We start from the raw sequence: 26821 nt of genomic DNA on the forward strand, positions 1-26821 counted from the left end.
AAGCCTGTCATTCATCTCCCGTAAGCTATGAACCGCCTGATTTATACTATCTGGCATTAGAAGTACGCAACAAAAATAGCCCCAGGAGGAGCTAAATTAGTTACGGTTTGGTAAATTCAGATTGCCTTTTGCAGGCATGGGAAGTGCACCAGCGACAAAGGTGACATTTTGCCGGTGGTGTCTTACAGCTTGTTTAAGCTGGCCGCTTTTCACGGCTAAATCAACGCTTAACGCGAAAGTAACTTTAAGCAAAGTTACTCAAATTTGGGAGCTGATATTTAAGCTCATTGTTTTTATACTATAGCTTTAAGCATAAGTAAATGCCCATATCGAATTATTCTGTATAAAGTGGAGAAATTCGAATATTAGCTGCTTCTTTTATCTTTTCTTCACTGCATTCTCTTAAAAAGAAAGAAGGATCACCATACCACATTACAAAAAGTTGCTTTTCTGCACGCGTAAATCCAACATAAAGCAAACGTCTTTCTTCTTCTATTGCCTCCTCCCCAACTGATCTTTTACTTGGTATCTGATCCGCATTACAACTCATTATTATTACTTTATTCCACTCAAGACCCTTTGAACCATGCAAGGTTGATAGGACTACTTTCTCTGGGCTGTATTCCTCGTCCTTCTTCCTAGGGCCTAATGACATTGCAGCAGCACGATTTATCATATTCATCCAACCAGTCTTTTCTGCCCACTGTTTACAAGTGTCTAAAGCAATTTTTGTTAAGGTTGCTGTACCTTTATTACTCCTCATCTTGATTGACGACGATTCCATCCATTTCGTAAGGTTGGCGAAACGTTTTGCTATCTCAACTTTATCAGAACTTTCCTGGGTAAAGCGCACGAAGTTTGAATGTAATGTTTTTGTTTCGAGAGAACTGTCCTCCGGGATGGCAAGGTCGCCAAAAGTAACTTTTCTTCCTCTCATACTCAATGCCACTTCATCCAAAACTGATTCCTGTTCTCCAAACAATGCCAATACTCTCTTCATTAAGCGAGGATCATTTGATTGTCGGAAAAAGGCCATAAGGCTTAACACATCGCTTGTTTCTTTTTCATCCCAGAATGATTTACCTCCGTAACGAATTACTGGCTGTTCGATCAAACTTTCTAGCTCATCCAAGTGAGCATTATTGCGGCTTAGAATTGCCCATCCATGTGGATCCTGATTTATAAGGCTTAAAATACCCTGTATCTGTTCCTCCATATCTACATATGAACGAAAAGTGACCTTTCCCCCTCCCTTTTTTGCCGAGCGTAACTCTTTGGCATAACGGTAAACATTCTTTCCTATCAGTGCTCCGGCCACCTCTAAAATTTCAGGTTCACACCTAAAGCATGTGTTTAAGTAAAATATGTTAGGTCTGAAGTGTTTTTCAAACTGTTGAAATATTTTGACTCCTCCTGAGGATCTGAAGGAGTAGATGGCCTGATCATCGTCTCCAACTATACTCGTATAGACTCCAGCTCTTGTATGCAATGCTATCCATGAGAATTGTATAGAGTCAGTATCCTGAACTTCGTCTACTATCAAATGTGTCAAATCTAACGTGCGCATTTTTCCCGAATGCATTTGACCGACAACAAATTTTGAAAGAGCATTGAGGTCCGCCACATGGTCTTTCTGGCATAACGCCTGATAGGTATTAAACAAATGGATCTGTTGTCTGTTATGCCGAACTGAAATCACATCCGTATCCATTTCTCTGCCGATAGCATCAATAACGAATTCAGCTTCAGCAAACTTCATCGTTACACCGGATTCTTTCAAAGCCCGGTGAATGACAGATCTCTGTGCTGGCCCTATCAACATCTTTCCCGGCCAGCGAATCATGTCCAGTTGCTTCTTAACGAGTCCGTGAAAAGTATCCACCAGCACCCGGTCAAGATCCTTCTTGCTCAATCGCTTTTGTAACTTTGCTGCAAGTGCGTTTGTTGCAGCGCGAGTAAAGGTCACCATCCCGATTCTTGCATATGGATACTTTTTGAGAATCGATATAACCGCTTCTATCATGGTGAACGATTTGCCTGATCCAGGCGCTGCTATCACCATATTGTTTGCGCTAGCATTCTCGATAACAGGTCTTTGCTCTTCTGTTGGCTTACCCATTTCAACCTCATTACTTCGTTTTAATAATTATACATTTTTATAAAAGCGCTTTTCTTGTGTACTGCTGGTTCTACTGGAAATCACTTTTTTTCCTTTTTTATGCAATCAGGTTGTTTGTGAAACGCGTGACTATGGAATAATGGTTCCATCTCCAAAAGACATTACAAAAAGGGCTTTAAATGAAACTTTTACGTTTAGTATCTCTGGTCTCTTCTGTCGTCATTGGTTTTTCCCTATCGGGTTGTGCCGGTGACACCGGCACTACGCCAGGCACCGCTCTGAATGCGTACAGTCACGGCCAGTACTGGCATGCTAATGCAAATGATTCTGTCGCCAAGAATGCCTATTCGTTTGCTGGTTTCGACGTTAATTTTAAGGAGCAAGAGGTTACTCCTGGAGGGGATGCCGACAACTTTCTTTCTAAGTATCTCATCAATAGTTCGATGGGCTACGTAACAGGCGGTCTAAAAGGTTTTGGGATCATGAGCCTCAGCTCTTTGTACAGTTCTTCTGACGCCGAATACATCCAGGTCAATCAATACCTAGTGTTCGTCCCCAATCCAAAAAAATTGCCTTACAATGATGAAAGTTTGGTACGTGAGGGAGCTAAGTATGTTTTTGAGCATACAAAAGCAACTCAGGCCTCATTTGGATACAACCCTGAAAAACAGAAAGCAGCTCTGGCCACATGTAAAATTGATATGGCAGTCGTCAATAAATGGAGTACCTGTGATCTGCCCTCTAAGCCTGATGCTGATGTTTTCCCTACAGATTCAATGTACAGCTTTCAGGCGATTCGCCCCGCAACAGGAACCGAAATTCCTGAGCTAAACCTTCCCGCTGGTGATTACGCTGTAATTCGTTATGTGTTCATCCCATTTAAAGGAAACGAAACAAGCGCTGATTTTTCGGGTATCATTTTCCGTTCTGATAGCCCAAATACAACAACTCCAGGGGGTGTTGCAGCCTCCATCAACGGAAAAGATTATTACCTCTTTACCGGTGAATACGGTAAAAAAGGCTTCCCAGAAAAAACATTGAAAGCCAAGTAATTAAAAAAGGGGCCTAACGGCCCCTTCTTCAATATTTCGGCAACTGCTTGCCCGTAACCGGATCCAGCGTAGTTGAACCTACCTCACATATGGCCGGTCGAGGTAAATAGCTACAATCTACATTTTCCTCTTTTATAGCCTGAGCATTTTCTTGTCTGGCCTTTATCATATTTTCTTCACCGCCCATTGCTTCCTTGGTACGTTCTGATGGAAGTTGATAGTTCTCATTCTGGAATGGTAAGTTTTCCACAATTGATTCTTCGGAGAATTTTGAATATTGATCAGGAACTTCTCCTACCTGAACTGCATCATTAATCCACTCCGTCAGATCAATTTTATCGAAATCCAGTTGCTGTATTTGCTTTATTGATAGCCCCACGCAATTAGAGGCGACAGGGTCTATTCCTAATTGCGGATAAGCTTGTTGCATAATAACGCGTGACAACATGGAATTATAACAGCACATGTCTGTTGCTTTTTTAACGCATTTCTTTGTGAAACCAACATTCAGATATTTGACGCATCGTTCCGTATCTAATGTAAAACAGGATTTTTGATTCTTATGAATAGAAGCTTCCATCTCTTTCTGGTCGCATGCTACCAACATTTCTAAAAGCATTTTAGTGACCTGATAGGCTGTATAAATCCAACCGATCACGTTTAATGCAAGCATAAAGTTTTGAACCGCAGCCGAGAAGACAACCTCTCCTCCGGTAGTAGCAACGTTCTTAAAGACAAAGTCACGAACTGTATCTGGTAGCAATTCGTAGGCTTTCTTCATTGCCATCTGCTTAAGCTGACCTATACCGAAGCTGGACATTGTTTCCTGTGCCAACTGGCCAGCACCTCCTGCCCCTCCAGAAGTTGCGGAAGACCCAACTGCCCTGCTTAGATTACCAGCGACGTTTTCATATACGCTCGTTAAGGAGCTCGTGACGTTGTTCCACATTTGCCCTACTGTTTTACCAGCTGATGCAGTCCACTCTCCGACCGCATTAGACATAGAAGCCCATGTACCTGTATCACCGCCGGTCCATTTTATTAGCTGAGCATTAACTCTGGTCCAGTTTGTGTTTCTGATCATAGATCCGGCAAGCATGATACCTTCAAGTGCTCCTGCGGTTCCCTGTGGTGCTTCGCAGCAGTCCGTCTTTGCCAGGCCATTTACAAAGCCTACTGAACGACCACACCATTCAGGTTTTCCTTCAAAGACGGAACATGAATTGGCATCGTTAGGGTCTTCGCATTTGGCTTCGCCCTGCATGTACTGAACCATGTTTGAATAAGCCGCAACTTTTCCAAAATCGTTGTTCTCTTCCTTTGGCCCAGTTTCGCATGTTCCACCTGAACATGGGATCATGCCAACACAGGCATTTGTAGAAGATTCAACCTCCCGAACTACATCCTTCCCTCTGTCACAGGTGTATTTCTGTTCATACATGTAGCAACTGTTAGTGCCCTCATCGAACCAACCCTCTGCACATGTTTGTTTATCGAGTACACATGCTGCATCATTTTTATAAGCACTACATGCATCAGGCATACTCTTTATTTCTTCATAGTTGTAACAGAGGTCCTTTCCATTAGCGTCTTTCATAATTTTTCCACTAGCGTCATAAGAGCAAATTTTGTCTTTGGCCAATGGATCACAAAAGTAGCCTTCAAGGTTTGTCTTCCAGGTAAGAAATCCTTTATCACCTTCATACAGAGGCTTTGCCAATGAAAGCACGCTTTCCGGAAGCCGTTTTGTGCCAACATCCATATCTTTAAACCGATCGAAACGGCAGAATGTATTCGGAGCTTGTACAGCATCGTAACAACCAGCTGGTTCCTGGACGTGCTTATCTTCGAGCTTCATATTTTCAAAAGTCAGCTCAACCTCAAAATACCCTTCACCCTTCCCACCAACCCATACTCTGGATGCCATTGTCACTTCTCGATCAGGCTCCTCATACACCGATTTTCTGACCTTATCAGTCACATCGTAAACCTTGTCGAGTTTCCACGATTTTTTTAACTCCCAAGATCCCTTAGGAGCCGGATAGTCACTTTCTCGATATGCACCATCTATGTGAGCAAAAATCTGCGTGCCATCAAGTGTTACCCGCATGTGGTCATCCCACTCCGCGTTAACAATCTTTGCTGAGGCCAATTTTGCATCCGGATGGAATTTTAATGTCAGTTCGTTATCATATACCCCGTCACTCCAGTAGTTGTCATCACGGCGACCAAACCATATACGCACACAATTATCGCCGCACATCGACATGTCTCCGTTTCCGCCTGAAATGTAAACAGGGACTGAAAAATCACGGGTTATCGTGCAGCTGCTGAAGTTATCTTGCTTAGGCGAGTTACAGTAGAACTCTTTGTAATCAGGATAGTGTGTGGTTACTGTTTTTTTAGAGGTCTCAACATTACAGTTCTGAAGCCAGTTTCCAGTACCAGCAACAGCATTTGTTATCTCATTTCTCCCCGCAGTAAACATGGGATCGTTAGGCTTTATAGATGATGCCGGGTTGTCCTTGTTAGCATTTACGAGGGTGCGGTAGGCAACGCCATCATAACTTTGAGCATCAAATAACTGGCTTTTCCGATTCTTTATATCGTTTACAAAGCCATCCTCATCCCCATAACGATCTGCGGCATTGAACTTAATATCGCTGTGCTTTTGCTCTGAGCTGAAAATCTCTCCGGTATTTGTTTTGGTTCCAGGAGTAGTATTGGGATTACTGCTTATACCAATGTTGCCATTAGCATCCCGAGAGAGCAGCTTTGCCCCTTCCTTGGTATAGTTTGAATTGATTGTCCCTCCAGACATACTCGGCAGTTGTACGGCGCTACCAATGGACTTTCCATCGGATGCGGCATTTTTCATGACACTTTCATTTGAGTTCCCTGCCCCATACTTTCCGAGATTAAGATTAGCGGATTCGGCTTTACCCACGTATTTCTCGGTGATCTTCCCACTGACATTCTCGCCTGAATCCGCATTCTTGTACTTCTCAACAATGTCCTGAGCACTGGTTGTCGCATTGCGATTTGCGTTAGGATTAGCAAGATTAAAGTTACTTTCGAGCTGGTCAAATATAGCGTCTGCCGCATAAATACGAGGAGTCATTACCATATTTATGAGAGAGATATAAAAAGCCCAACTCATAGTATTGGCAATCATTGATGCAATAATAGTTGAAGCTATCGTTTTTCTAAGTTTCATTATTTTTACCCTTAGAAATCAAGCGCCTGGTATATATCTGACGCAACAGTCATTGTAACGCCACAACATATAGACATAATTATCATTGCCTATTTTTTTGCGCCCACCTTTAAGGGTTGACCAGTCATGTACCGAATCACCAAGACGATGACAGCAATCCGGCCCTTTCGCCTCAGGAGTTGGGAAAAGCATTGAAAGCCGATACTGGGAACGAGGTGTAAAGTATTCCCACGTTTTCTCACACATTGCGTCTGCTCCCATCGTTCGCATCAGCATTCCCTGGCGATGTAGTTTAGTCAGAAGACGCTGGGTTATCAGTGAACTCGTCCTTACAGCGTCATCATTTGCGTAAATGTGGCCGGTTAATGGATAAAGGTTGCCATCGCATCCGGCACAAAAGTATGCAGCGAGATTATCCTTTCCTGCTGTTACTGCTACACAGTCAGCAGCGCACACCATTGAGGCAATTGGGTTTGCAAAAACTACTGCCTCTGGATTCAGGACGAGTGTAAGCAGATCACTTTCCCACATAGGGTCCACTTCGCTTATATAGGTCAGGCTGGCATCTATATAGGGTTCAGCAGTGCACTCGCCAATAATCAGTAATTTGAGCATTGTCATGATTGGGAACTCCCAAAGATGAACATCGTAAAATCCGGCTTCAGTTGCTGTCATTGGCTGATTTGTGTTGCTTTTACCAATATCAAACTGCGATTTTTGAAGCATCGTGCCTTCAAGAAAGGGGCTGCACCAGGGGCTCTTTACAACTTCTACAATCTTCACCGGCTGAAAGAAGCTCAATTGCCAACCTATTTCCGGTACGCCGTTCTGATCTGTGCAGTAGCAACCCGGACGTGAAGGAGCAGCGCCTTCTGGAGCTGCCCCTATGCCCATTATCCTCATGGGAAAAATGCAGCTCCAACAGATATTCTTAATCAAGCCCTGCCACACTCCAGCTGACTGACACATAGCCCCAGGGACTCCAGCATCTGCTGCCATAGCCATACCCGGTATAGAAAGCGAAAGCATAACTGCTACAATGAACTCTAAAAGTAACTTTTTGAATTTTTTCACCATCATGCTCACTTGGATGTAATAAATGTTGCAACACTTTCGATATAGTCGACGGCTTTGGTAAAATAACTTCTCATCTGGTCCGGATAATTTAGCGTCAGCCATGTTGCAAAGAGAGCGCCTATAATAAATCCGAGTTTCATCTTATTTTTCCTCTGAAAGATTTGGGGCTCCGATACCACGGACTTCTGCCTCGCTAAACAGGGTGATCCGGAATTTATCTTGGTCAGTAGTTATAAGCGCAGGTGTGTTTTTAATCTGAAAGCGTGAGATGATCTGTTCGTTAACTTTAAACACCTTACCGTTAAATTTTTCACGTAAATCATTTAGGTGATCCCATCCATTATCTTTTTGGATACGGGTAAACATTGGCATTACTTTTCCACTACCCAGACGTTGTCGATACTGCTGCTCAGCCCATACCAGCTGGCCCGGATTGAGTGGATCGAAAATTATCATCGTCAGGTTTTGAGGAAATCTCGAAAGTGGATTAATCAACTCACCGGCGGAAGCTATTACACGGCCCTGCTTATCTTTTACGTCCTGAGTGACCCTCACTGTAGGGTCAATTAAAAATTCTTTGTGTTCCTGGGCAGGAGGGAGGTCGACCATCCATTGATTTTTCCATGTGTCAGAAACGGCCCTTTTTTTTGCACCTTCCCAGTCATATTTTTGTGCACGTTCTTCCAGTTCTTTAATGATGCTCTTTTCTTCAACGGGATAAGTGGTACCAGCAACCGGGAAAATATCCTGATCGGGTTTTTTAGCAAGTTCTCGCTGAAAAAACTCAACGTTGAAGGAGCCTACCATTTTTGCAAAACGAGCTTGCTCCCTAGAAATAATTGTCGGTACTTGAGTTACTTGATACTGACTGAAGCTATCAGGATCAATTGTAATCAAAGGAGATTCAAATTTTCCTTTGACAATCATTTGGTTTATTGCTGCCTGTGTCTCTGGTAGCCGAGTAGTTCCTTTCTTTAGACCATTGAAAACTACACGAGCTTTATGCTCTGAGGCCGTACGTAGAAGGTCTTCCAGTACATAATCCGGCAAGCTAAATGAAGCAAAGATCGTTATTCCATTTTCAGTTGATAGTGCTTCTTCACGTGTGCTATCCATTTTTCTTTCGAAGTCAGCAGCTGTGATGCCCGAGGAACCAAACAATTTTTCGATATTTTTAGATTGTCCTCGCATGACTTCCGGCTTATTTTCCACAGCTTTCAGAGCCGCTTCATTAAGGCTGGCGTTTTCTTGAATTTCATCACGTCTTCTAATTATATCGTTGACAGCTTCAGAGTTATTACTTTGGGCCCTGATAGCCTGGGTATGGTCTATAACTGCTTGAACACTATCCGCATTCATACCGGGGACGTAACCACGGTTTATTTGCTTGCTCAGGTCCTGGTTTTTTTGGAGTGCTTCAGCTTGCGCTATGTACTTCTGCACATCTGGTGATTTTAGCGTAGCATCAAGGCTAAGAGCCCCATCTGGCTGCTGTGCACCTTTAGCCTGTGCCCCAAGCCCTTTTGCTTGCTGAGCGATTAGGTCAGCATCATGTTGATACTCAGTGCTTGCATTTGTATTACTTAAAACTGCACATAACGCAAGTCCAGGAAGTATTGGTAAATATTTTTTATTTACATTAAAAGATCGCATATGTTTTCCCAATTACTGAATTCAGCTTTACTGTTCCCCAAAAACGGGAATCCCATGAGTGATCGGTTTGCCCAATTAGGAAAACTTCGCCTTCAGGAATTATCAATTCTTTTTCAATCAAAATGGACGGAATATTGTATTTCTTCGAAATACGACGTGCATTAGCTTCAAAAAATTTGTCCCCGTTATAAACCCCATCCATTGTTACTTTAAGTTTGTCACCGCCCACACCGGCAACAATTTTTATGACTCGTTCATTTTCTGGGATAAAACGTACCGATTTCGGCATGTTAAATGCTATGAGTTCACCAGTTTTAATACTTTTATCCGAATGATCAATCATATAAAAATCAGCAGGCAGGCACCCATTCAATAAACCGTATCCAAATGTATAACGGGTGAAAAAGACACACATAACGAGAATCAGCAATAAAATATTAAGGGGGACATACCAATCCAGTATAAGCAGCCCTCTCTTTTTAGGTATGTAGTCGCTCATATTTTTCTCACTGGCACTGAAGAATATTTTTACTAGGCAGATGCACCTCTATCCAAGTAATTATTATCCATGTTTTTCAACGCTCGGAAGTCTGCAAACCAACCTAATATTCACCTATAAGAATGTTAATTCCTCAGCATGTATACGCAGCTTTGTTAGCGGCCATGAAAGATGCCTTTGGAGCAAAGTTACTTTCCGACATTAATTTTTCAAAGGTCCAATTATTGGGTATAAAAAAGCCGGGACATAATGTCCCGGCTTTATATTTAAAAATTAACTACTCACTGCTTGGTATTGATACAGTGTTTTCAGACTTACTTGCCTCTTCAGCCGGTCCGAAAACTGTCACGTGCTGTGTTGCAAAGTCTCCACTATCATCATAAGCAATTACTTTTATGTCCTGCTTACCACGGTTAAGGTTTTTAGAAAGTGTAGCCGTACTACCGAAAACGTTCCTTAATTCGCCGTTGATGAACCATTCATATCTAACCATTTTTCCATCAGTATCATCACATTTATTGGTAAAGCTCCAGCTTAGGTTGGTTTCCGTGTAGCTCAATGTACAATTAGGCACTGCGTTTTTAACGACATCAAACTCAACAGATGCTGAACCTCTCTGTCCAAGTTTACTAACAACATCAATTGTAATCTCGTATTTCTTTTCTTTTAAACCCGAGATCAGTTGAGCCCAATAATTTTTGCCGCTGGGTATTACTTCACCGTTCACCTTGTATGTGACCGTATCTATCGAGTCCGCCGAATGAGATAGCTTGATGTTTGACCTTAAGGTTACATCGAGTGGAGCTCTCATATATTTGTTAGAGAACTTGGGTGTCATCTCAACGTTCATTGGCGTTTGTTCATCGACAACAAAGGTATTTTCGATACGCTGTTCATTGTTTCGGTTATCTTTGAAAACAACCATCAATGTATATTTGCCAGGATTTTCAATTGTAAATTCTTTGGTGTCACCTTCATCTTTAGTGATTACCAGATTCTCTTTGTCGTAGATCCATTCACGGGAATAAGTAACACCAGGATAGTCTCCATCCTTAATACCGCTCAACGCAACGCGTAGGGTGGTCGGTGCCATGTCGTATTTAAGTTTGGAGCTTATTTTCATCTCGGGAAATTTATAAACCCACGATTTGACAGAAACTCTACGGGTAGAAACCGTATTCTCCTTATTGTCCGCTAACCATGCACTGTATTCAAAAGCAGCATATCCCTGTTTATCCAACATTTGCTCAGTAAGGGTAACAGACAGTGAAGAGCCCTTAAATGTCTGGCCATCCGGTGTTTTCCATTCTTCAACTACGTTATTACCATTCTGGTACTTACTGTTAGGGTTCGTGAACTTACCTTCCAAAGTAACTTTTTGACCAACCTCTACCTTTGAAACCCCCGTTACCGAGACAGAAAGGCGCTTGGGTTTTGCGGCTGCCAACCGAGCAGACGTTTCCTTCCATGAAGACTCCTCTGCCAGTTCATCGGAATCAAGGTAACGCATCCGGGCATAAATCGTAGACGGTAGGGTATCAGCTGAAGCCACAGTGTAAGTTGTATCTCCCTGCACCCAGTTGACTTTATCCTCTGACCAGAGAACCTCAGCGGTGCCTGCTGGTATAGGTTCATCGTTATCAAGCAGGGTTACAGGTATATCTGAGCCCTGAAGAATGTCTGTAACATCTATACTGAGCTTAGGCTGCTTGTAGGTAACTACCGTTAAGGCATCTGTGTAGGAAATCTTGGATGTGAATTTATTAGTCATTTTTGCCCTATAAAGCCACTTTCCTACTTCTGTCTTTTTGATACTTACACTTCTCTTTCCGGTCATGTCGGAAAGCATGGTCCAGGTTTGACCATTATCAGAGGACTGCTGCCATTCGGTGGGGGCGAGTGCATCAGAGTTAGCCGTACTGGCAGATTTGAAGCTTACCAGAGTACTAAGTGGGATCCTTCCGATAATAAGGCTTTTCGACAGGTTACCCTCCAGTTCCTCACCTTTATAGATTCGAATGCCTACAGCACTGGTCTCACGTTTCATTTCAAAATCAGAGAATGGCGATCTGACCTTAGCCACACCAACCAGACGCATATTACCCAGATCCATATTTTCAATTTTAATCTTGGTTTCGACAATGCCCGCATCATTGACCGGCAATGCTTCAGTCAGCGCAGTTCTTTCGTATGTAGTTTTATAACGGCCTGTTTCTGGATCTTTGCCGTATACACTTTTTTGAGAGTATATCGTGACGTCCCATTCTCCCATTGTTTTACGGTCAAATGCACTTTTACGTGTGGAGTTGTTATAACGCCCCACTGTTACCTTTAAGGGCACTTCAAGAGATGTGGCTGTTTTTTTGTCATCCACTTCCATCGATGCTCGAATATTGAAATCAGGCACCGTATATACGTTGAGGGTGTCTGTAGTTCTTAATTCTGGATCCTTTGAGTATTCTACAGCTATGTCAAAGACGTTCTTTGTCCACAATGGTGCAGCAGCAACCTTGACCCTTTGTACAAAGGTCGTTGCATCGTTGTTTGAGGAACGATTTTTAAATGACGTTTTGACAGCCTCAGAGCCGTTTTGAGAGACGATCATCGTAACGTCAGCTGGTACCACCTTCGCTAATATTCGAGCGGCCTCCCCCCCGGTCGTATAAGCCAGAGCAGTGTTCGGATTGATGCCTGCTATGACTTTATTCTTTTTGTAAGAGATGATCGGGTTGTATGGTAATTGTGTGGTCAGAGTACGGCGATTCCTTGCGGAAACCGCTTTAGAGCCCTTCCCGTTAATCATATAGACTTGATAGTCGAGCAGATTCTCACCTGTTTTATTAAAGAATCCAGTTAGACCCGGGGTACGTCCTTTAAAATAGAACTCCAACCCATCAGGGACATTGTTCCACTGAGGGTAGCATGCTGTAACATCTGATTTTTCCCCATACCAGGCGAGGTAAGCATTCGCATTTTCCTCTGTGGTAAACAGAGTGCATTTATCACCAGCTGTTTGACTAAGCAGGTCCGTATACTGACGTACGCGCGAGTAAAGAGTTACGTTTTTTTCCAGATTCTTAAGAGTGAATCCAGTAGGTTGATAAGTGAACACGGTACTGAAATTTACGTTTTTTCCATAAAGGTTTTCAGCCACCACAGTAATCTCGTGATCCGAATTAACTGCTAAATCGTCTCCAACCGGCAGGTAGTAAATACCTTTATAATTTGTAGGTGTTAACGAAACTACTTTGTTGTCTATTGTTACTGATTTTATGTCAGCAACCCCAGCCTGCCCCTGGAAAGCTGCAACGATAATCTCGTTCAGGAAGTATACGGGTGCTCGTTTAGTTAATACCTGCCCATCTTTGAGAACCATAAGCGTTGGGTTATCAGACAGCATCAGTTTGCTTTCAGGCTCAGTGTACGTAGAAGAGTTTTTGCTCGTATTTTCTACTGTAAAAGTCGCTGCGTAGGACCCGTTTATAAGATCCGTTAAGTCAAAGATATAGAGGTACTCATCACCGACTTTTTGAGGTCCACTTACCGGCTGTAAAGTTCTACGTAAAGGGGTTGCCCAGGACTGTTTGAAATCAATCTCAGTGCCATCATCTAAAGTCACTTTAGTCGTCGGCTTAAACACGCCATCCGGAGTCATAGTGAGCGACATAGCTGTTGGGAGCCACCATTCACCTTCTGTTTCTTGCTGGGGTACCTTAACGGCCACAGCAACGGTTTTGGCTCCGGTATAGATGTCCTGGCCACCTACTTTGATTGTTTTAGCCTCATCGGTAAAATTCCAAAGTGTATGGTCTACTACAGGAGGCCGATAATCCCAGTTAACAACAAGCTTTTTGGATTCAGGAGGTGCGAAATAATTATTCTTAGAGTTTGCTGTAATTGTGATATCACGTGAACCCAAAAGTTCATCTGTATCACTGGCCTTAATGCTTCCAACTTCAATGGTACAGGAAGTTCCGCCAATAGGTACTTCACAGGCGGAGCCTGAACCTATTGAGATGTATTGAATATAATTGCGGGGTTCAACAGAAACAGCGATATCTTTGATCGCTTCATCCTTTAAATACGATTTGAAAGAAAAGCCGTCATAGACTAATCCGTTCAGGGATGATTTAAGACCGGTGATAGTTGGTTTTACCGGTGCCACACTTTTGATTGAATATTCACCTTTTACTATTTCAACTTTTTTCCGTTCAGAACCAGAGAAGTAAGAAATCTTGTAAGGTAGTTTTAAATCACCGGTGGTGTTGGGAACGCCTGAAAGAGTGAAGCCGTTAGAAGTTAATCCCAAGGTATTGGGTAACCACTCGAAAAAACAAACGAGGTTATCAACAGAGGAAGTCGCTCGATCATCAACCGTTACATTACAGGCTGTGCCTGCACCTGAGGCAGTGATAGTGTTAGAATTAACGTATGCAACAAAGTCGCCCGGCCCCGGGTCAAAGGATACGGCTGGCAAATCAGCCTGTAGCTTTCCTGAAATCATAATCGCTTCAGCATAGACCGCTTTAATCGGAGCAATTAAAGAAAACAACAGGGCTAAACCTAAACCTGATTTTCTCATGACGAATACCTGTTTTTCTGAGCAAAATTAAACTCACTTTACGATGAAAAACAGAAATATCCGTTCGTATAACATTTAAAAAAACCTGTATTTTTCCGTATATTCCGTATGTTAATGCGCTATTTTGAATTCTTGGCTTCAGATAAGCGAAGCGCGGTAATTATAGACTCGGAGCTTACCCAGGGCGTTTTTTGAGCAAGATATCCAAGTATGTAGAGGCCAATTTTAACGCAATCCATTTGTGAGACGGGGACCATGTGCATGAAGGGTTTTAAGCCATCTTTATCGACTGGAACTATCCCTGCGGATAACAACAAACCGCCCCTCTCGTTTGGGGTAACGCTTATATTTTTGTATACGACGTGGCCATGATGTGAGGTTTTCCTCTTATCAATCTTTAAAGTATGCATGATTCTAAGAAATACAGATGCCATCTGCATAACTTCATTCGTCGACAATTTTAGAAGTACAGAACGGTTTGAGCCCCAGTCATAATCTTTTTTTGCGTTCCTTGGAGCGACGTGCAATGTAAGATAATAATTATCAATCTCATTTGAAAAAGGTGAAGGTTTTGATGAGCTAACATCTTCATTGTTCATCTCAATGACAAGGGCTGCATCCTGACCAAATGCTTTAACATTATGGTTTTTAAGAGCGAAGTCTGAAGTTGCCATATAAAAAGTCACTTTTGATAAAACCACATACCGCCTAATGATTCATCATCGGCAAGATGCTTGAAATTTGATAGTGTAAATCCTGTTTTGGTTTCAGAAATCACCAGGCTGTAAGATGCCGTATGTACAAGGCGAGAATTGTTTAGATCAAGATCATCACAAAAACCAGGGCTTTTGACGGGGTCAGCCTTTTCAACAAAAGTTACTTTTGAAGCGATGCCGTTGATCACGATTTTCTCGTTATCAGCAATTTTAATGTTTAAAGAAGGCGAGCTTTTATCACATGGCAGGAAGAGTGATGTCTTTTTAAATGTGTTTCCAGTGAAGTCCAAAAGGTCAGGTTTAACCGGAACATTGTTTAGGATTTTATAAACTCCAGCAAATGCACATAACACAACAAAACCAGATAAAACATATCTAATCTTAGACTTCATCCCCCAGTTCCTCTCCTAAAAGTTTTAACGCGCTTACGCACATAAGCCTCAACTGATACAGTAAGTTATCAGCGGTTATTCCACCAACGAAGGTAACTGTACGTCGTATTGATGCTCCGCCAGGCTCGCACTGGATATGGCCAATACCAGAATCACGGAGGAAGTCATTTTCTGCACTTACAAGGTCTGACTCTACAGGTGGAATGATAACTTCAATGAGTATTGTATCAACTGGGGCCCACTCCCAATCGAACTTAAGAGAGGAAATTGGGGATATAGAAACAAGAAGCTCATCAATATTAAAAATTACGGGTTTTATTCCCATAACCTCAGACTGAATGAAGTGGCTTTCTACCATAACTACCGGAAACTCTGAAATAGTCAGAACTCCGATTAACTGGTCTCGGCGTAAACCATGTATTAGTGAGTTGCGAGATAGCATTCGATCAGCCTTTATTATAATAATCAATCATTTGGGACAAGGACAAAAGGGATTACAGAAACGAAGATTCTACATGAACATCGTTGTCAGTGACCTTAGGTCCATCGGGTATAAGGGTATCAAAAAATCCTTACATAACCATTAAACCACAAAGACTTTTTACGTAAAATAATAATTAAGTACCAGATTTATTAAGATAATTCTTAGGTTTTTTACAAATTTAGGAAAAATCCGCACTTCCTGTAACAGCATCCAAATTAACCTAAAATACCGTTTCATTAACAGTAATTTTACAGATTCAGCTGAAGCCTGAGTTTATTATAACAAAAAAAAGGCCAGCAAGTATGCTGGCTTTCCTGGTAAGACAAGTTGAACTCAGAAGTCGATTGTACTGTCTCTCACCTATCTTGCGGCTTTGTTGAATAAATCGAACTTTTGCTGAGTTGAAGGATCAGATCACGCATCTTCCCGACAACGCAGACCGTTCCGTGGCAAAGCAAAAGTTCAAAATCACCAACTGGCCCACCTACAATAAAGCCCTCATCAACCGTGGCTCCATAACTTTCTGGCTGGATGATGAAGCTATTCAGGCCTGGTATGAGTCAGCAACACCTTCTTCACGAGGCAGACCTCAGCGCTATTCTGACCTTGCCATCACGACTGTGCTGGTCATTAAACGCGTATTCAGGCTGACCCTGCGCGCTGCGCAGGGCTTTATTGATTCCATTTTTTCTCTGATGAACGTTCCGCTACGCTGCCCGGATTACAGCTGTGTCAGCAGGCGGGCAAAGTCGGTTAATGTCAGTTTCAAAACGCCCACCCGGGGTGAAATCGCACACCTGGTAATTGATTCCACCGGGCTGAAGGTCTTCGGTGAAGGCGAGTGGAAAGTCAAAAAGCATGGCCAGGAACGCCGTCGTATATGGCGAAAGTTGCATCTGGCAGTTGACAGCAACACACATGAAATCATCTGTGCAGACCTGTCGCTGAACAACGTTACGGACTCAGAGGCCTTCCCCGGGTTAATCCGGCAAACCCACCGGAAAATCAGGTCAGCCGCCGCCGATGGCGCTTACGATACCCGGCTATGTCACGATGAACTGCGGCGTAAGAAAATCAGCGCGCTTATCCCTCCCCGAAAAGGTGCGGGTTACTGGCCCGGTGAATATGCAGACCGTAACCGTGCAGTGGCTAATCAGCGAATGACCGGGAGTAATGCGCGGTGGAAATGGACAACAGATTACAATCGTCGCTCGATAGCGGAAACGGCGATGTACCGGGTAAAACAGCTGTTCGGGGGTTCACTGACGCTGCGTGACTACGATGGTCAGGTTGCGGAGGCTATGGCCCTGGTACGAGCGCTGAACAAAATGACGAAAGCAGGTATGCCTGAAAGCGTGCGTATTGCCTGAAAACACAACCCGCTACGGGGGAGACTTACCCGAAATCTGATTTATTCAACAAAGCCCTATCTTGCCAAAGTCGCTAGTCGCTTGTTTGCCTTAGCTTTAGATTTTATGCTTATGGAGGCGGTTTGATTTTCATCCGATACTTTTTCTAGCACTGGCACCACAGAGGAAATGGACTTTTCTTTTGAAATTTTGGATGCACCTGAAGAAAGTGGGCTTTCAGATGGTATAGAGGTATCGCTTCCCTCATTTTCAATCTTCACACCAAAGCAGGCATGTTCCTTTTGTACAAGGAAGGTTTCTTTTACAGAAACAGAATCCTGCTTTGAATTATCTAATTGTAGAGGTGTTAAATACTCCTTAAACTTTTGATCTAAGACATTCTCTAGCAATACATTAATAGGAGGCTTAGGTTCAGTATCTATAGTATTTCCATCATTCAGAAACCTATTAAGATCTGCAAGTGTTAATCTTTCGTTTAAACCATTTATAAAATTTGCCAAGTCAGGAAATAAATTATTTAATACCAACCCGGTACTAATAGCCGACCTAATTAAATCCAGTTGGTCACCCCTATGACAAAGTTCTGTTTTTTTCAAGAAACTATAAACATAGGGTGCTTTTCTTTCGGATATCCAGAAAGACCGGATCTGAATCCGGTCGTTATCTGCCTTATTTGAGATAGGGTATTTAGCCATGTTCTAGCTCATTATTCTGAATAAATAGTATCAGCAATTGCCAAAGATAATGCGAACTGCGGATTGTCTACCATGATAACTTTAGCCGTTTCAAAATGTTTACGAATAGCTGTTTCGATGAGATATGAACCTCCCCCAACAAGGAAAACATTATGAGGCCTCTCTTCGACTTGTGTAACCGCTCTGATTACTTTACTTTGCAACTTCTGTACCGCAGAGTTTACCGCATCAAAAACACCGTCACGCTTGTCCTCTGCAACCTTCAAAGCTGATTTATCATGACGATTATCAACAAGATGATGAATGTAAGCATTACTCGTATTCAGTTTCTCAGATTCAAGATACCTGCTGATCTCATCGTAAACAATAGAACAACCAATACGGTCAAAACCTTTTACTTTCGAAATCTGTTCTAATTGCCCAGTAATACTTGCAACATCAAGAGTAGTACCACCAAGATCAATTACCAAACTTGATTCAAATGAAGCAATATCCTCAATTTCATCTGCCCGGGTCACAGCTGGTAAAGATTCAGGGAAAACAGTCACAGACAAAACGTTAAAAGAATAGCGTTTACCGTCAAGATAACGCTCTACTGGTTTCATCAGATTATCTTTTTTTCTCTGAATATTTTCAATATTCGTTTCCCCTAAAGCAGTATAGAACTGGCTAAGTGGTAAAGTAACAAAGAGGTGAACATCCTGAGGAACTAAACCAGAAGCATGAAGTGCATGGTGAACATTTAACCGGCTAATTTCATCGTATTGGTGAGATACATCAGTCGATTCCAGTGAGTTACTAGATTCGCTGTGATGCGAAAACCTTTCCAGCCCATCAATAAGATAGTTAAAAGGATTGAGACCCTCATGGCGAACACGGAAATCTGGAACAAAACTATTTTGTGTAAGCAAGGGAACTAATTCGTTTCTTTCATTAAGACAAACCAGTTTTGCAGCTTTACTTCCATCATCGACAACGATTTTTAAAGCTTCAGTGATATCCTGCACTGATGGTGAAACAGGACTTTCAGATTTTAATAGTTCAGCCATAAAAACTCTCTTTTATTAATAGGACCATATTAGATATTAACTTTATACATTAATGGTGACCTATTATCAACATTAACACTATTAAAAAAATACGTAAGTCTATGTTATTTCAGCATCCTTCCATTTTAAATACCTTACCGTTAAATTTCCTGTATTCATGTATTAACCATGTTTATAAAGGAGCCAATTATAATCAGAAAGTTACTTTGCATCCTAAGTATGAACTGTTTGAGAGCCAGGACTGGGGCCTTTACCTGTAAGTAACAAAGGTCCTTAGGCTTAGAATCCAAAATGACGCCTTTTTGTAAAAAAATCATAGTTCGAAATACCGTATCATCGATGTAAACATACGTAGAGGAATTTATGGCAGCTGAGCACGTCCAAACTATAGACCTTACAAACTTCTCCGGAAGGATTTTCTTTCTGGCAGATCCTCATGGACATTACTCTGCGCTGTGCAACTTGATCCAATCAGTTACAAAGCCAGAAGAAGAGATAGTAATTTTCTCTACTGGAAATTTGTTTGACTATGGGCCGGAACCCATAGAATTGATGAAGGCGATAAACAGTGGCTTTTTCGATGGACGTTTTGTGAGGCATTTCTCAGCTGCCGGAGCCGGAGAAGAAATGTTAAAAAAATTGTTACCATTAAACAAAGACCGGAGAACATTTTACCCCAGCACATACCTCAATGAGAGATGGTGTGTAATGGGCGGAAAGTGGCATAAAGCTGTGAATCGTTACTATTTAGAGGAAGAGGTAAAAAAACTTCTTAATACCCAGCTTGGTACGATGATGCAGATTTTACTAAAAGGCGATATAAAAATTGGGGTTTGCCCTTCTGATTACGCCCCTATCCGCACATCATTCACTGATACTTATAATGCGCTTCAAGCATTCAACTATGCCAATGTGAATATTTTTCAGAGCCAGTTTCTATTCGGTATGGACCATGCCGTAATACCAATGATGATAAATGACGTCAACCTTATGGTCCTAGGTAGGAATCCTGTAAACAGCATTCGAAAAGCCCATGGTCGTACTCAAAACAATCTTCCAGTACTGATCGGTAATTGTTTGCATATAAATACTGGATCACTCTATATGTCAAAATTAGAAGACCAGGTAATAGTTGCTCCGGGTATACCGCAAACTGACTCACCAGCACTTACATTAGTAGAAATAATCATGAAGAACAATCCAGTTTTATTGTGTCATCAGCTAATACAAACAACAAACAAGTTTTATTCACTTAAAACCTATCCTTTAGAACTCGATTCGATTGAAAACAACATTGAGGTAACAAGATGAAGATAAATTGGAAGATTATCTCAATTTCAACATTACTTTTGCATCTTCACGCAGCAGCTGCACCACATCAAGAGAAAGAGCATAGAAAAGATGCTTTTTCTTCTGCCGCACAGAAAAGTGATTCACTTATATCTGCTAAAGCGGAGCTTATAAACGGAAGGTGGTTTATAAATGGTAAATATAGGCCTGTTCTAAAGACCAGCATGACCAAAACCAATTTCTTAGAAATCATGAATGTTTCAAATAAAGAATCACTTTTTATTGTGATACCAAAACTTGAGTATAATATCATTGCCAAAAATAAAATCTTACTAAATGAAAAAATTGCATTAAGCGAAGGCACATCCGGAAAAAGCATTGTTTGGGTCGAGCCAAAATCAAGTCTAACTATATCGTTTATAAATGACCTTGCTAATACGCCCCTTCAGGCTATCGTTTCGATCACAAGAAACAACAAAGATATAATTGCCATCTTTGGACCGGATCAGGGTAAAGGGTTTACTCTTCCCGGAAATACGTCTAATGATCAAGTGTCCGTTCCTGACTATTCTGACCTAAATATAAAAAAACTTAACATACCTCAAAGTGTTGGTAATCCAGTAACCATCAATCCTAAAGAGAAGAATTACCTCTTAGTTGGACAAGGAAAATATGAAATCTTATCTCTTCCTAAATATCAACATTTAGTATTTTCTGAACCCGTTTATATTGAGAAAAGAAAAAATATCCTCGGTGGTTATGGTTATTGGACGAAAGAAACAATTCTCTACCCCGGTGAATCATTATCTTTTATAACGAGCGCCAAAAACAATCTAAGGAAGCGGGATGATTAAAGTTATCACACTTTTATTGTTTGCATTACTGACTGGTTGTCAGTCAGTAGAAAGTAAAATCGAAGAACTCCCGACAGTTGGTTTTGACCCTATTCTATACAATAAAAGTGAGGCCTTTACTGACGGAAAAGTTACTTTACGTGTCGAAAGTTCAGGAACTGATGTTTGGCTTGTCGCCAAGAATGGAACCAGAAGTTTTATTGAGCTTTCAGGCCTAACGCTAGGTGGTAGTCGTTGTGCTTACAATGCCCGTAGTAAGCAACTTTTGCCCCCAGGCAGCGTAAGCACATTCGTAGTTCCTACGGTTGGAATGCTTGGACTTTGCTTCAACAATGAAGATCAACTTATGTTTATTAACCGTGCTTTTAGCAGAATCTCTCCCAAAGCAAAAGGAAAAGATTCGCTTTCGCTTTTATTTTCTGTTAGTTACGATTTTCCCGGAAAAGCGGACCTAATTACTAACCACGATTTTCAAGAGTTATATCTTTTATTTTTGAATGAGGATAATCTATGAAACAAACATTAATTGTTATTTTAATATGTTTTTGTCACACGGCTTTAGCATATCCATACCGTATCTATACTGTCCCGGAAGGGGCATTAGTAAAAAACATACTAACTAATGAATATCTAGGAAAAACCCCTGTGGTTGTGGACGTGAGCAATACCGAAGCTGGTTCTACTTTTGGGATTTCATTATTTAGACATGAAAATGTTGCTATAAAGATTTTTACAGTAATGCCTTCAGCAGAAAATAATTTTGCTGTTTCTGGACCTGACGTTGCAACTATGTCATTGCCGGGAAAAGCACCTTTAAACGTAGTAAATGATGGGAATGGCGCTTCTGTTCATATAGAACTAAGACCTTATATGTCTGAACCTGCGCACACCCCATATTAATATAACAAGAAATTAAAAATATAAATCATATGAACTGCATCATAAAGATGCAGTTCAATATTTATTCTGATACTTTTAATTTTTCTTTTATGAACTCCTCTAGTTCCTTAATAAAACCCGCATTTATCCTATTGAATTCAAAGCGAATTTTTCTACCAGTATTGTTTTTACTGATTCTTGCATACTTATCTTTGTTATCAAAAGTAATAAGATCACTTGTTTCCCATTTTGTGGAATAAGTTTTTTCACAAACACTTTCCACAGATTGTGTGATTTTTTCCATTACAACTTTTTGAGCAACCTGGAGATCTCCAATGTCTAAATCTTTTGTTTCCTCTTTAACATTATCTATTACTTCATCTAAAGGAAATAGATTTTTTTGCACATATTTCTGTAAACGAGACAAGCGACTATAATAGGAGTTCGGGATTCCTTCATAATCCGGGAATAAAGAGATCAATGTTTCGTCAATACGGGCCGCCTGGATTCTTTTGGCTACCGATACATGACTAATCCCAAGATATGCTGCGAGTTCTTCATTAGTAGAAAATCCTTTTTCTTCCATTTTTTTGATAAATTGAAACCCAACTTCTCTATATGAAAATTTTCGAGATGTTTGTGCTGCGGATATAATTGAATTTATATCATCTTCGGTTAGTTCATCCGGAAGAACCCACAGGGGGAGATCCTTTTCTGCCTTTATACAGCAGAAACGTCTGCGACTTCCTTCTATTAATAAATAAACCCCATCTCTTTTTACAGCGATCCCTTCGGTATCGACCCCTCTTTCTTCAATCTGCTTAAGAATATCTCTAACAGAATAATCTGTAAGGGCTTCTTGATTTCGTGGGTTCGCTGGATGGACTAAGGTCTCCTTCTCCACTCTCTGGGCTGGAACAATCACATGTTCCGCTTCAAGTCTCCGGCCCTTATGAAGAGTGAATAACTTTTTTATGCGAGGTGCTGTTTTCAAACCCGCAAGACCTGAACGGTGACCGACTTCTGTCCGCTTTGGTGCGTTTAAATATCGAGATTTATCATTCCCGATATGTTGCTCATCGCTCATGCGTTAACTCCTTGCTTAGCTGAAAAACTTTTTATTTCATTTATAAATTGCTGATATACCTGTAATACAGATTCTTCTGCGACATCAAGCTGCTTTGCGGAACAAAGTTCCTCTGATTTTTTGATATCAAGCACTGTACGCCCTTTGGAAGCAGCTGCCTTAAATGCTTCAGAATTTTTTATGTTAGCGGACATCAAAAGGTCCTGAACAGTTCTGATTAATTTATCCAAAACTATTCTTTCATATGGACTTTTGTCATCTACATTGACAGCAAGAACTTTGAACCATTTTAAATTGTCGCCCTTACTTGGTGATTGTTTAAACCTTTCACTTATTGTAAGCATGAAGTCTGTAGTAGAGGCGTAATCATATTCACGTGGTGACACTGCGACAAGAATCCCATCGGCCGCTTCGTCAGCAGCCCAGATCAAAGGTGAATCTTCAGGTGGAGTGTCTATAATAATCAAATCATAGTTCTGCTTCAGTACCGGTAAGATAACTTCCTTGAAACGTAGTAACAAAGACGTACGTTCTTCTCTAGAACATTGCCAGTATTTATCTTTAAAACGAGCATCTGTCGGAAAAGCCGTTATTACGTCCAAGTTTGGCAGATGCGTTGAAAAAGGCATATTAGTGATGATTTCTTCTTCAGAGAATCCTGAATCTAAATATTTTTTATACTCAGAATTTTCTTCATAAATTCCAAGGATTGCATCAATTGCTGTAAGGAAGACATCATCTTCTGAGACACTTTGAATCATGCTGCTTCCAATCGAACCTTGTGGGTCCCATTCGATCATTAATACACGTGCATTGAGTTGTAGATCTAAAGCAGCTGCTACTGCTAAAGCTACAGATGTAGTGCTTTTCCCTGTACCGCCTTTATGATTCTGAGTAACAATAGCTCTGCTAAAGTAATGATCGCGGTACTTGGGATAACCCAGGGCATCCATTATTTTTTGAACATCCCAGCGGGTGTAAAGATGATTTTTGTTTTGATAAATAGGTGCACCAACAAGTTCTTTTTCTTCTAAGTCCGAAAGTATTTTATTGAACGTTACTCGTGACTTCCCAAAAAAATCAGAGAGATTTTTTTTATTCAAACAGTGGTTATAGATCAGTCTATCAACACCATCAACACTATCATCAGAAACAGATACTCTTGATGAAGCCATCAGAGATTCCTTTAGAGAAATCTGCTCGCTTTTCATGCGCTGACCAACGAGGGCGATCTTTTCAAGTAAATTCATGGTTATGACCTTTTTGCACTGAAAACCGACTTTTACGCATATATGTAAACTTTACGTATAATGCGTCCATTTCCTTGTTATGCGTACAATTCTATCCTTAGTTTCAATCTTAAGCTAATGTTTGTTTACTTTTTTATGATTTTTTGTGAGCTTAACTTGCAGATGTGAGCTCAGACTCTCTAGTCCATACCTAATGCACAACCTGTTTAAACCACGATTCTTGTCTCCTTCTCTACGCTTTGAAGTTAAGAGCTCCATTAATGAATCTTCACGCCTACCCTATTTCTTGCTTAGACCCTAAAATCTATCTCACCGGTGTGCTGATATACGTTTCCTAACTGTGAACCGTTGTCGTCAGTCCAGTCTAAAGATATGAGGTGTTAATCTCTTGAGGAGGCACACTACGAATTATGGGAGCAGAGTTAGCAACCTCACCCCGAAATGAAACCCAACTTAAGGAGGCAACCCCAGTGTGGAGATTAAGGGGGTTAAATCTGCCAGCGGCTGACAGTGTCCCAGCTGCTGCTCAGTCACACCACGCCCTGATTTAATCCCCTGCCCGGTATTGTAATGACCGAAAAAAACCCGTGCACTGGTGTCGGCAGACCGGCATGCATGAATATGACGTTAATCTGTATCAGCAGGCACTTTTCGCATAATGGGAGCAAGTGATAGCAACGCCGCCCAGAACGGAATGCCAACATCAGGACTGAACCCAAGTTTGGCGATTAAGGGGGTTAAATTTGCAAGCGGATGACAGTGCCCCCAGCTGCTGCTCAGTCACACCACGCTTGATTAAATCTCTCGCCAGGTCTTGTTTTGACCGAAAATAGCCCAAGCACTGATGTCGGCAGACTGGCATATAGGAATATGACGTTAATCTGTATCAGCAGGTACATTTCGCATTATGTGAGCAAGTGATAGCAACCCAGCCCGGAACTGAAGGCCAGCATGAGGACAGAACCCCAGTTTGGCGATTAAGGGGGTTAAATCTCACAGCGGCTGACAGTGCCTTCAGATGCTGCTCAGGCATACTACTCTCCCTGATATAATCTCCCATATGTTCTTGAGATCGTCGGAAATCGCCCATGCACCGGTGTCGGCAGACCGGTATGCAGTAATGTGAATTTAATCTGCATCATCAAGCACATTTCGTATTATGGAAGTAAGTGTTAGTAAACCAAAGCCCGCCCAGAACGGAAGGTCAACATCAGAACAGAATCCCAGTTTGGCGATTAAGGGTGTTAAATCTGCAAGCTGCTGACAGTGCCCCAGTTGCTGCTCAGTCACACCACGCCCTGATAGAATCTCCTGCCCGGAAATGTGATGACCGAAAAAAGCCCGTGCACTGGTGTCGGCAGACCGGCACGCAGGAATATGACGTTAATCTGTATCAGGAGGCACATTTCGCATTATGGGAGCAAGCGATAGCAACCCAAGCCCAGAACTGAAGGCCAGCATCAGGACAGAACCCCAGTATGGCGATTAAGGGGGTTAAATCCGCCAGTGGCAATAAGATCCCGAGCGGTGTTTAAGAAATATTTCCCGAAGGACAATCTTCCGCTCGTACGATGAATATAGTGTTCAACCCGGGAGAGGGATCACTTAACCTGCTTAGCCTAAATCTTACGTCATTCTCTAAACGGAGTTTAAGCTTAATGGTCCTGAGAAAGTTAAAAGGACTACCCATAATGACGGTTTGAGATGGCGAATAAGGGTTTTTTCTGCCAGCGGCTGACATTGCCCCAGCTTCTGCTCAGTCACACCACGCCTGATTAAATCTTCCGCCAGGTCTTGTTATGACCGAAAATTGTCCGTGCACTAGAGTCGTAAGACCTGCATACAGGAATGAGGCGTAAATCTTTATCAGGTGGCAAGGTTCGCATCATGGGAGCAAGGGTCTTGAACTGGAGGTTAACATCATAAAATCCCAGATTGGCGATTAAGGGTGTTAAATCTGACAGCGACTGAAAGTGCCTTCAGATGCTGCTCAGGTATATTACACCCTGAAAAAATCAAGCATCTGTGCTTGCGAATATCGGAAAAGGCCATGCACCGGTGTCGGCAGACCGGCATGGGCAATGAGACGTTAATCTGTATCAGCTGGCGCATTTCGTATCATGGGAACAAGTGTTAGCAACCCTCTCCAGGACGGAAGGACACTATCAGGACTGATCCCAGTTTGGCGATTAAGGGGGTTAAATCTGCCAGCGGCTGACAGTGCCTTCTGATGCTGCTCAGACATACTATGCACAGATATAATCACCCGTCCGTCCTTGTGATTATCGGAAAAGGCCATGCACCGGAGTCGGCAGACCGGTATGCAGTGATGTGACTTTAATCTTTATCAGCAGGCGCATTTCGTATTAAGGGAGCAAGTGTTAGCAACCCTGCCCAGGACGGAAGGACACTATCAGGACTGAACGCCAGTTTGGCGATTAAGGGGGTTAAATCTGCCAGTGGCTGACAGTGCCTTCTGATGCTGCTCAGACATACTATGCACAGATATAATCACCCGTCCGTCCTTGTGATTATCGGAAAAGGCCATGCACCGGA

The 26821-nt window shown here is 41.9% G+C and carries 20 protein-coding genes; 6 read left to right on the forward strand and 14 right to left on the reverse strand.

Annotation, left to right across the window (positions count from 1 at the left end; genetic code table 11):
- Positions 1–334: 334 nt before the first annotated feature.
- Positions 335–2119 (reverse strand): IncHI-type conjugal transfer helicase TrhI, encoded by a 1785-nt coding sequence (gene trhI / locus LZP96_RS21245; protein ID WP_000517885.1) that lies wholly within the window; start codon positions 2117–2119, stop codon positions 335–337.
- Between the two features lie 179 nt (positions 2120–2298).
- On the opposite strand from trhI, the gene LZP96_RS21250 reads away from it, so the two are divergent.
- On the forward strand, positions 2299–3171 hold the full coding sequence (locus LZP96_RS21250; protein WP_000771834.1) for a hypothetical protein: 873 nt from the start codon (positions 2299–2301) through the stop codon (positions 3169–3171).
- Between the two features lie 28 nt (positions 3172–3199).
- Here LZP96_RS21250 and trhN read toward each other — a convergent pair whose 3' ends face one another.
- The 8 genes from trhN to hdtA all read right to left on the reverse strand — a co-directional run bounded on the left by trhN (position 3200) and on the right by hdtA (position 15749).
- Positions 3200–6388, reverse strand: a complete 3189-nt coding sequence (gene trhN / locus LZP96_RS21255; RefSeq protein ID WP_000776701.1) for an IncHI-type conjugal transfer protein TrhN — start codon at positions 6386–6388, stop codon at positions 3200–3202.
- A gap of 18 nt (positions 6389–6406) precedes the next feature.
- Complete coding sequence (gene trhU, locus LZP96_RS21260) at positions 6407–7462, reverse strand: IncHI-type conjugal transfer protein TrhU (protein ID WP_181231580.1); 1056 nt, start codon at positions 7460–7462, stop codon at positions 6407–6409.
- 144 nt (positions 7463–7606) lie between these two features.
- On the reverse strand, positions 7607–9118 hold the full coding sequence (locus LZP96_RS21265; RefSeq protein WP_001256132.1) for a TrbC family F-type conjugative pilus assembly protein: 1512 nt from the start codon (positions 9116–9118) through the stop codon (positions 7607–7609).
- On the reverse strand, positions 9105–9617 hold the full coding sequence (gene trhF, locus LZP96_RS21270; RefSeq protein ID WP_001286760.1) for an IncHI-type conjugal transfer protein TrhF: 513 nt from the start codon (positions 9615–9617) through the stop codon (positions 9105–9107). Before trhF ends, LZP96_RS21265 begins: the two co-directional genes overlap by 14 nt.
- 277 nt (positions 9618–9894) lie before the next feature.
- Positions 9895–14199 carry an IncHI-type conjugal transfer protein RSP gene (gene rsp, locus LZP96_RS21275; protein WP_001232109.1) on the reverse strand — a complete coding sequence of 1435 codons (4305 nt, stop codon included), beginning with the start codon at positions 14197–14199 and terminating at the stop codon, positions 9895–9897.
- Between the two features lie 119 nt (positions 14200–14318).
- Complete coding sequence (locus LZP96_RS21280) at positions 14319–14873, reverse strand: plasmid transfer protein (RefSeq protein WP_000235773.1); 555 nt, start codon at positions 14871–14873, stop codon at positions 14319–14321.
- An 8-nt stretch (positions 14874–14881) separates the two neighbouring features.
- Positions 14882–15307, reverse strand: coding sequence for a hypothetical protein (locus tag LZP96_RS21285; RefSeq protein ID WP_000836981.1), 426 nt, complete (start codon positions 15305–15307; stop codon positions 14882–14884).
- Positions 15297–15749, reverse strand: coding sequence for a H transfer determinant A (gene hdtA / locus LZP96_RS21290; protein ID WP_000952689.1), 453 nt, complete (start codon positions 15747–15749; stop codon positions 15297–15299). Before hdtA ends, LZP96_RS21285 begins: the two co-directional genes overlap by 11 nt.
- A gap of 443 nt (positions 15750–16192) precedes the next feature.
- Between hdtA and LZP96_RS21295 the strand changes: the two genes are divergently transcribed.
- Positions 16193–17161, forward strand: a complete 969-nt coding sequence (locus LZP96_RS21295; RefSeq protein ID WP_072201439.1) for an IS5-like element IS903B family transposase — start codon at positions 16193–16195, stop codon at positions 17159–17161.
- Between the two features lie 56 nt (positions 17162–17217).
- On the opposite strand, the gene LZP96_RS21300 is transcribed toward LZP96_RS21295, so the two are convergent.
- Both LZP96_RS21300 and parM read right to left on the reverse strand, forming a co-directional pair.
- A complete protein-coding gene (locus LZP96_RS21300) occupies positions 17218–17856 on the reverse strand; it encodes a hypothetical protein (RefSeq protein WP_012695436.1) in 639 nt (212 codons plus the stop codon).
- Positions 17857–17867: 11 nt separating this feature from the next.
- A complete protein-coding gene (gene parM / locus LZP96_RS21305) occupies positions 17868–18905 on the reverse strand; it encodes a plasmid segregation protein ParM domain-containing protein (RefSeq protein ID WP_000818954.1) in 1038 nt (345 codons plus the stop codon).
- Between the two features lie 363 nt (positions 18906–19268).
- Between parM and LZP96_RS21310 the strand changes: the two genes are divergently transcribed.
- From LZP96_RS21310 to LZP96_RS21325, 4 genes are read left to right on the forward strand one after another with little or no spacing between them, the layout of a single operon-like run.
- A complete protein-coding gene (locus LZP96_RS21310) occupies positions 19269–20216 on the forward strand; it encodes a metallophosphoesterase (protein WP_000718595.1) in 948 nt (315 codons plus the stop codon).
- A complete protein-coding gene (locus LZP96_RS21315) occupies positions 20213–21049 on the forward strand; it encodes a hypothetical protein (protein WP_000700976.1) in 837 nt (278 codons plus the stop codon). Before LZP96_RS21310 ends, LZP96_RS21315 begins: the two co-directional genes overlap by 4 nt.
- On the forward strand, positions 21042–21563 hold the full coding sequence (locus LZP96_RS21320) for a hypothetical protein (protein WP_000598517.1): 522 nt from the start codon (positions 21042–21044) through the stop codon (positions 21561–21563). The genes LZP96_RS21315 and LZP96_RS21320 overlap by 8 nt, the downstream gene beginning before the upstream one ends.
- Positions 21560–21949, forward strand: a complete 390-nt coding sequence (locus LZP96_RS21325; RefSeq protein WP_000815011.1) for a hypothetical protein — start codon at positions 21560–21562, stop codon at positions 21947–21949. Before LZP96_RS21320 ends, LZP96_RS21325 begins: the two co-directional genes overlap by 4 nt.
- A gap of 61 nt (positions 21950–22010) precedes the next feature.
- On the opposite strand, the gene LZP96_RS21330 is transcribed toward LZP96_RS21325, so the two are convergent.
- The 3 genes from LZP96_RS21330 to LZP96_RS21340 all read right to left on the reverse strand — a co-directional run bounded on the left by LZP96_RS21330 (position 22011) and on the right by LZP96_RS21340 (position 25555).
- Positions 22011–23015 carry a ParB family protein gene (locus LZP96_RS21330; RefSeq protein ID WP_001278838.1) on the reverse strand — a complete coding sequence of 335 codons (1005 nt, stop codon included), beginning with the start codon at positions 23013–23015 and terminating at the stop codon, positions 22011–22013.
- Positions 23012–24265: a ParA family protein gene (locus LZP96_RS21335; protein ID WP_001050364.1), complete on the reverse strand. Its 1254-nt coding sequence runs from the start codon at positions 24263–24265 to the stop codon at positions 23012–23014. The genes LZP96_RS21330 and LZP96_RS21335 overlap by 4 nt, the downstream gene beginning before the upstream one ends.
- Positions 24266–25393: 1128 nt before the next feature.
- Positions 25394–25555 carry a hypothetical protein gene (locus tag LZP96_RS21340; protein WP_001371949.1) on the reverse strand — a complete coding sequence of 54 codons (162 nt, stop codon included), beginning with the start codon at positions 25553–25555 and terminating at the stop codon, positions 25394–25396.
- Between the last annotated feature and the right edge of the window lie 1266 nt (positions 25556–26821).

Source organism: Huaxiibacter chinensis (assembly GCF_022171985.1).
Taxonomy (GTDB): Bacteria; Pseudomonadota; Gammaproteobacteria; order Enterobacterales; family Enterobacteriaceae; genus Enterobacter; species Enterobacter chinensis_A.

Excerpts from the sequence above, each read along its gene's own strand:
- trhI (WP_000517885.1), bottom strand. The coding sequence starts at position 2,119 with ATGGGTAAGCCAACAGAAGAGCAAAGACCTGTTATCGAGAATGCTAGC.
- LZP96_RS21250 (WP_000771834.1), top strand. The coding sequence starts at position 2,299 with ATGAAACTTTTACGTTTAGTATCTCTGGTCTCTTCTGTCGTCATTGGT.
- trhN (WP_000776701.1), bottom strand. The coding sequence starts at position 6,388 with ATGAAACTTAGAAAAACGATAGCTTCAACTATTATTGCATCAATGATT.
- LZP96_RS21265 (WP_001256132.1), bottom strand. The coding sequence starts at position 9,118 with ATGCGATCTTTTAATGTAAATAAAAAATATTTACCAATACTTCCTGGA.
- trhF (WP_001286760.1), bottom strand. The coding sequence starts at position 9,617 with ATGAGCGACTACATACCTAAAAAGAGAGGGCTGCTTATACTGGATTGG.
- rsp (WP_001232109.1), bottom strand. The coding sequence starts at position 14,199 with ATGAGAAAATCAGGTTTAGGTTTAGCCCTGTTGTTTTCTTTAATTGCT.
- LZP96_RS21280 (WP_000235773.1), bottom strand. The coding sequence starts at position 14,873 with ATGGCAACTTCAGACTTCGCTCTTAAAAACCATAATGTTAAAGCATTT.
- LZP96_RS21285 (WP_000836981.1), bottom strand. The coding sequence starts at position 15,307 with ATGAAGTCTAAGATTAGATATGTTTTATCTGGTTTTGTTGTGTTATGT.
- hdtA (WP_000952689.1), bottom strand. The coding sequence starts at position 15,749 with ATGCTATCTCGCAACTCACTAATACATGGTTTACGCCGAGACCAGTTA.
- LZP96_RS21300 (WP_012695436.1), bottom strand. The coding sequence starts at position 17,856 with ATGGCTAAATACCCTATCTCAAATAAGGCAGATAACGACCGGATTCAG.
- parM (WP_000818954.1), bottom strand. The coding sequence starts at position 18,905 with ATGGCTGAACTATTAAAATCTGAAAGTCCTGTTTCACCATCAGTGCAG.
- LZP96_RS21310 (WP_000718595.1), top strand. The coding sequence starts at position 19,269 with ATGGCAGCTGAGCACGTCCAAACTATAGACCTTACAAACTTCTCCGGA.
- LZP96_RS21315 (WP_000700976.1), top strand. The coding sequence starts at position 20,213 with ATGAAGATAAATTGGAAGATTATCTCAATTTCAACATTACTTTTGCAT.
- LZP96_RS21320 (WP_000598517.1), top strand. The coding sequence starts at position 21,042 with ATGATTAAAGTTATCACACTTTTATTGTTTGCATTACTGACTGGTTGT.
- LZP96_RS21325 (WP_000815011.1), top strand. The coding sequence starts at position 21,560 with ATGAAACAAACATTAATTGTTATTTTAATATGTTTTTGTCACACGGCT.
- LZP96_RS21330 (WP_001278838.1), bottom strand. The coding sequence starts at position 23,015 with ATGAGCGATGAGCAACATATCGGGAATGATAAATCTCGATATTTAAAC.
- LZP96_RS21335 (WP_001050364.1), bottom strand. The coding sequence starts at position 24,265 with ATGAATTTACTTGAAAAGATCGCCCTCGTTGGTCAGCGCATGAAAAGC.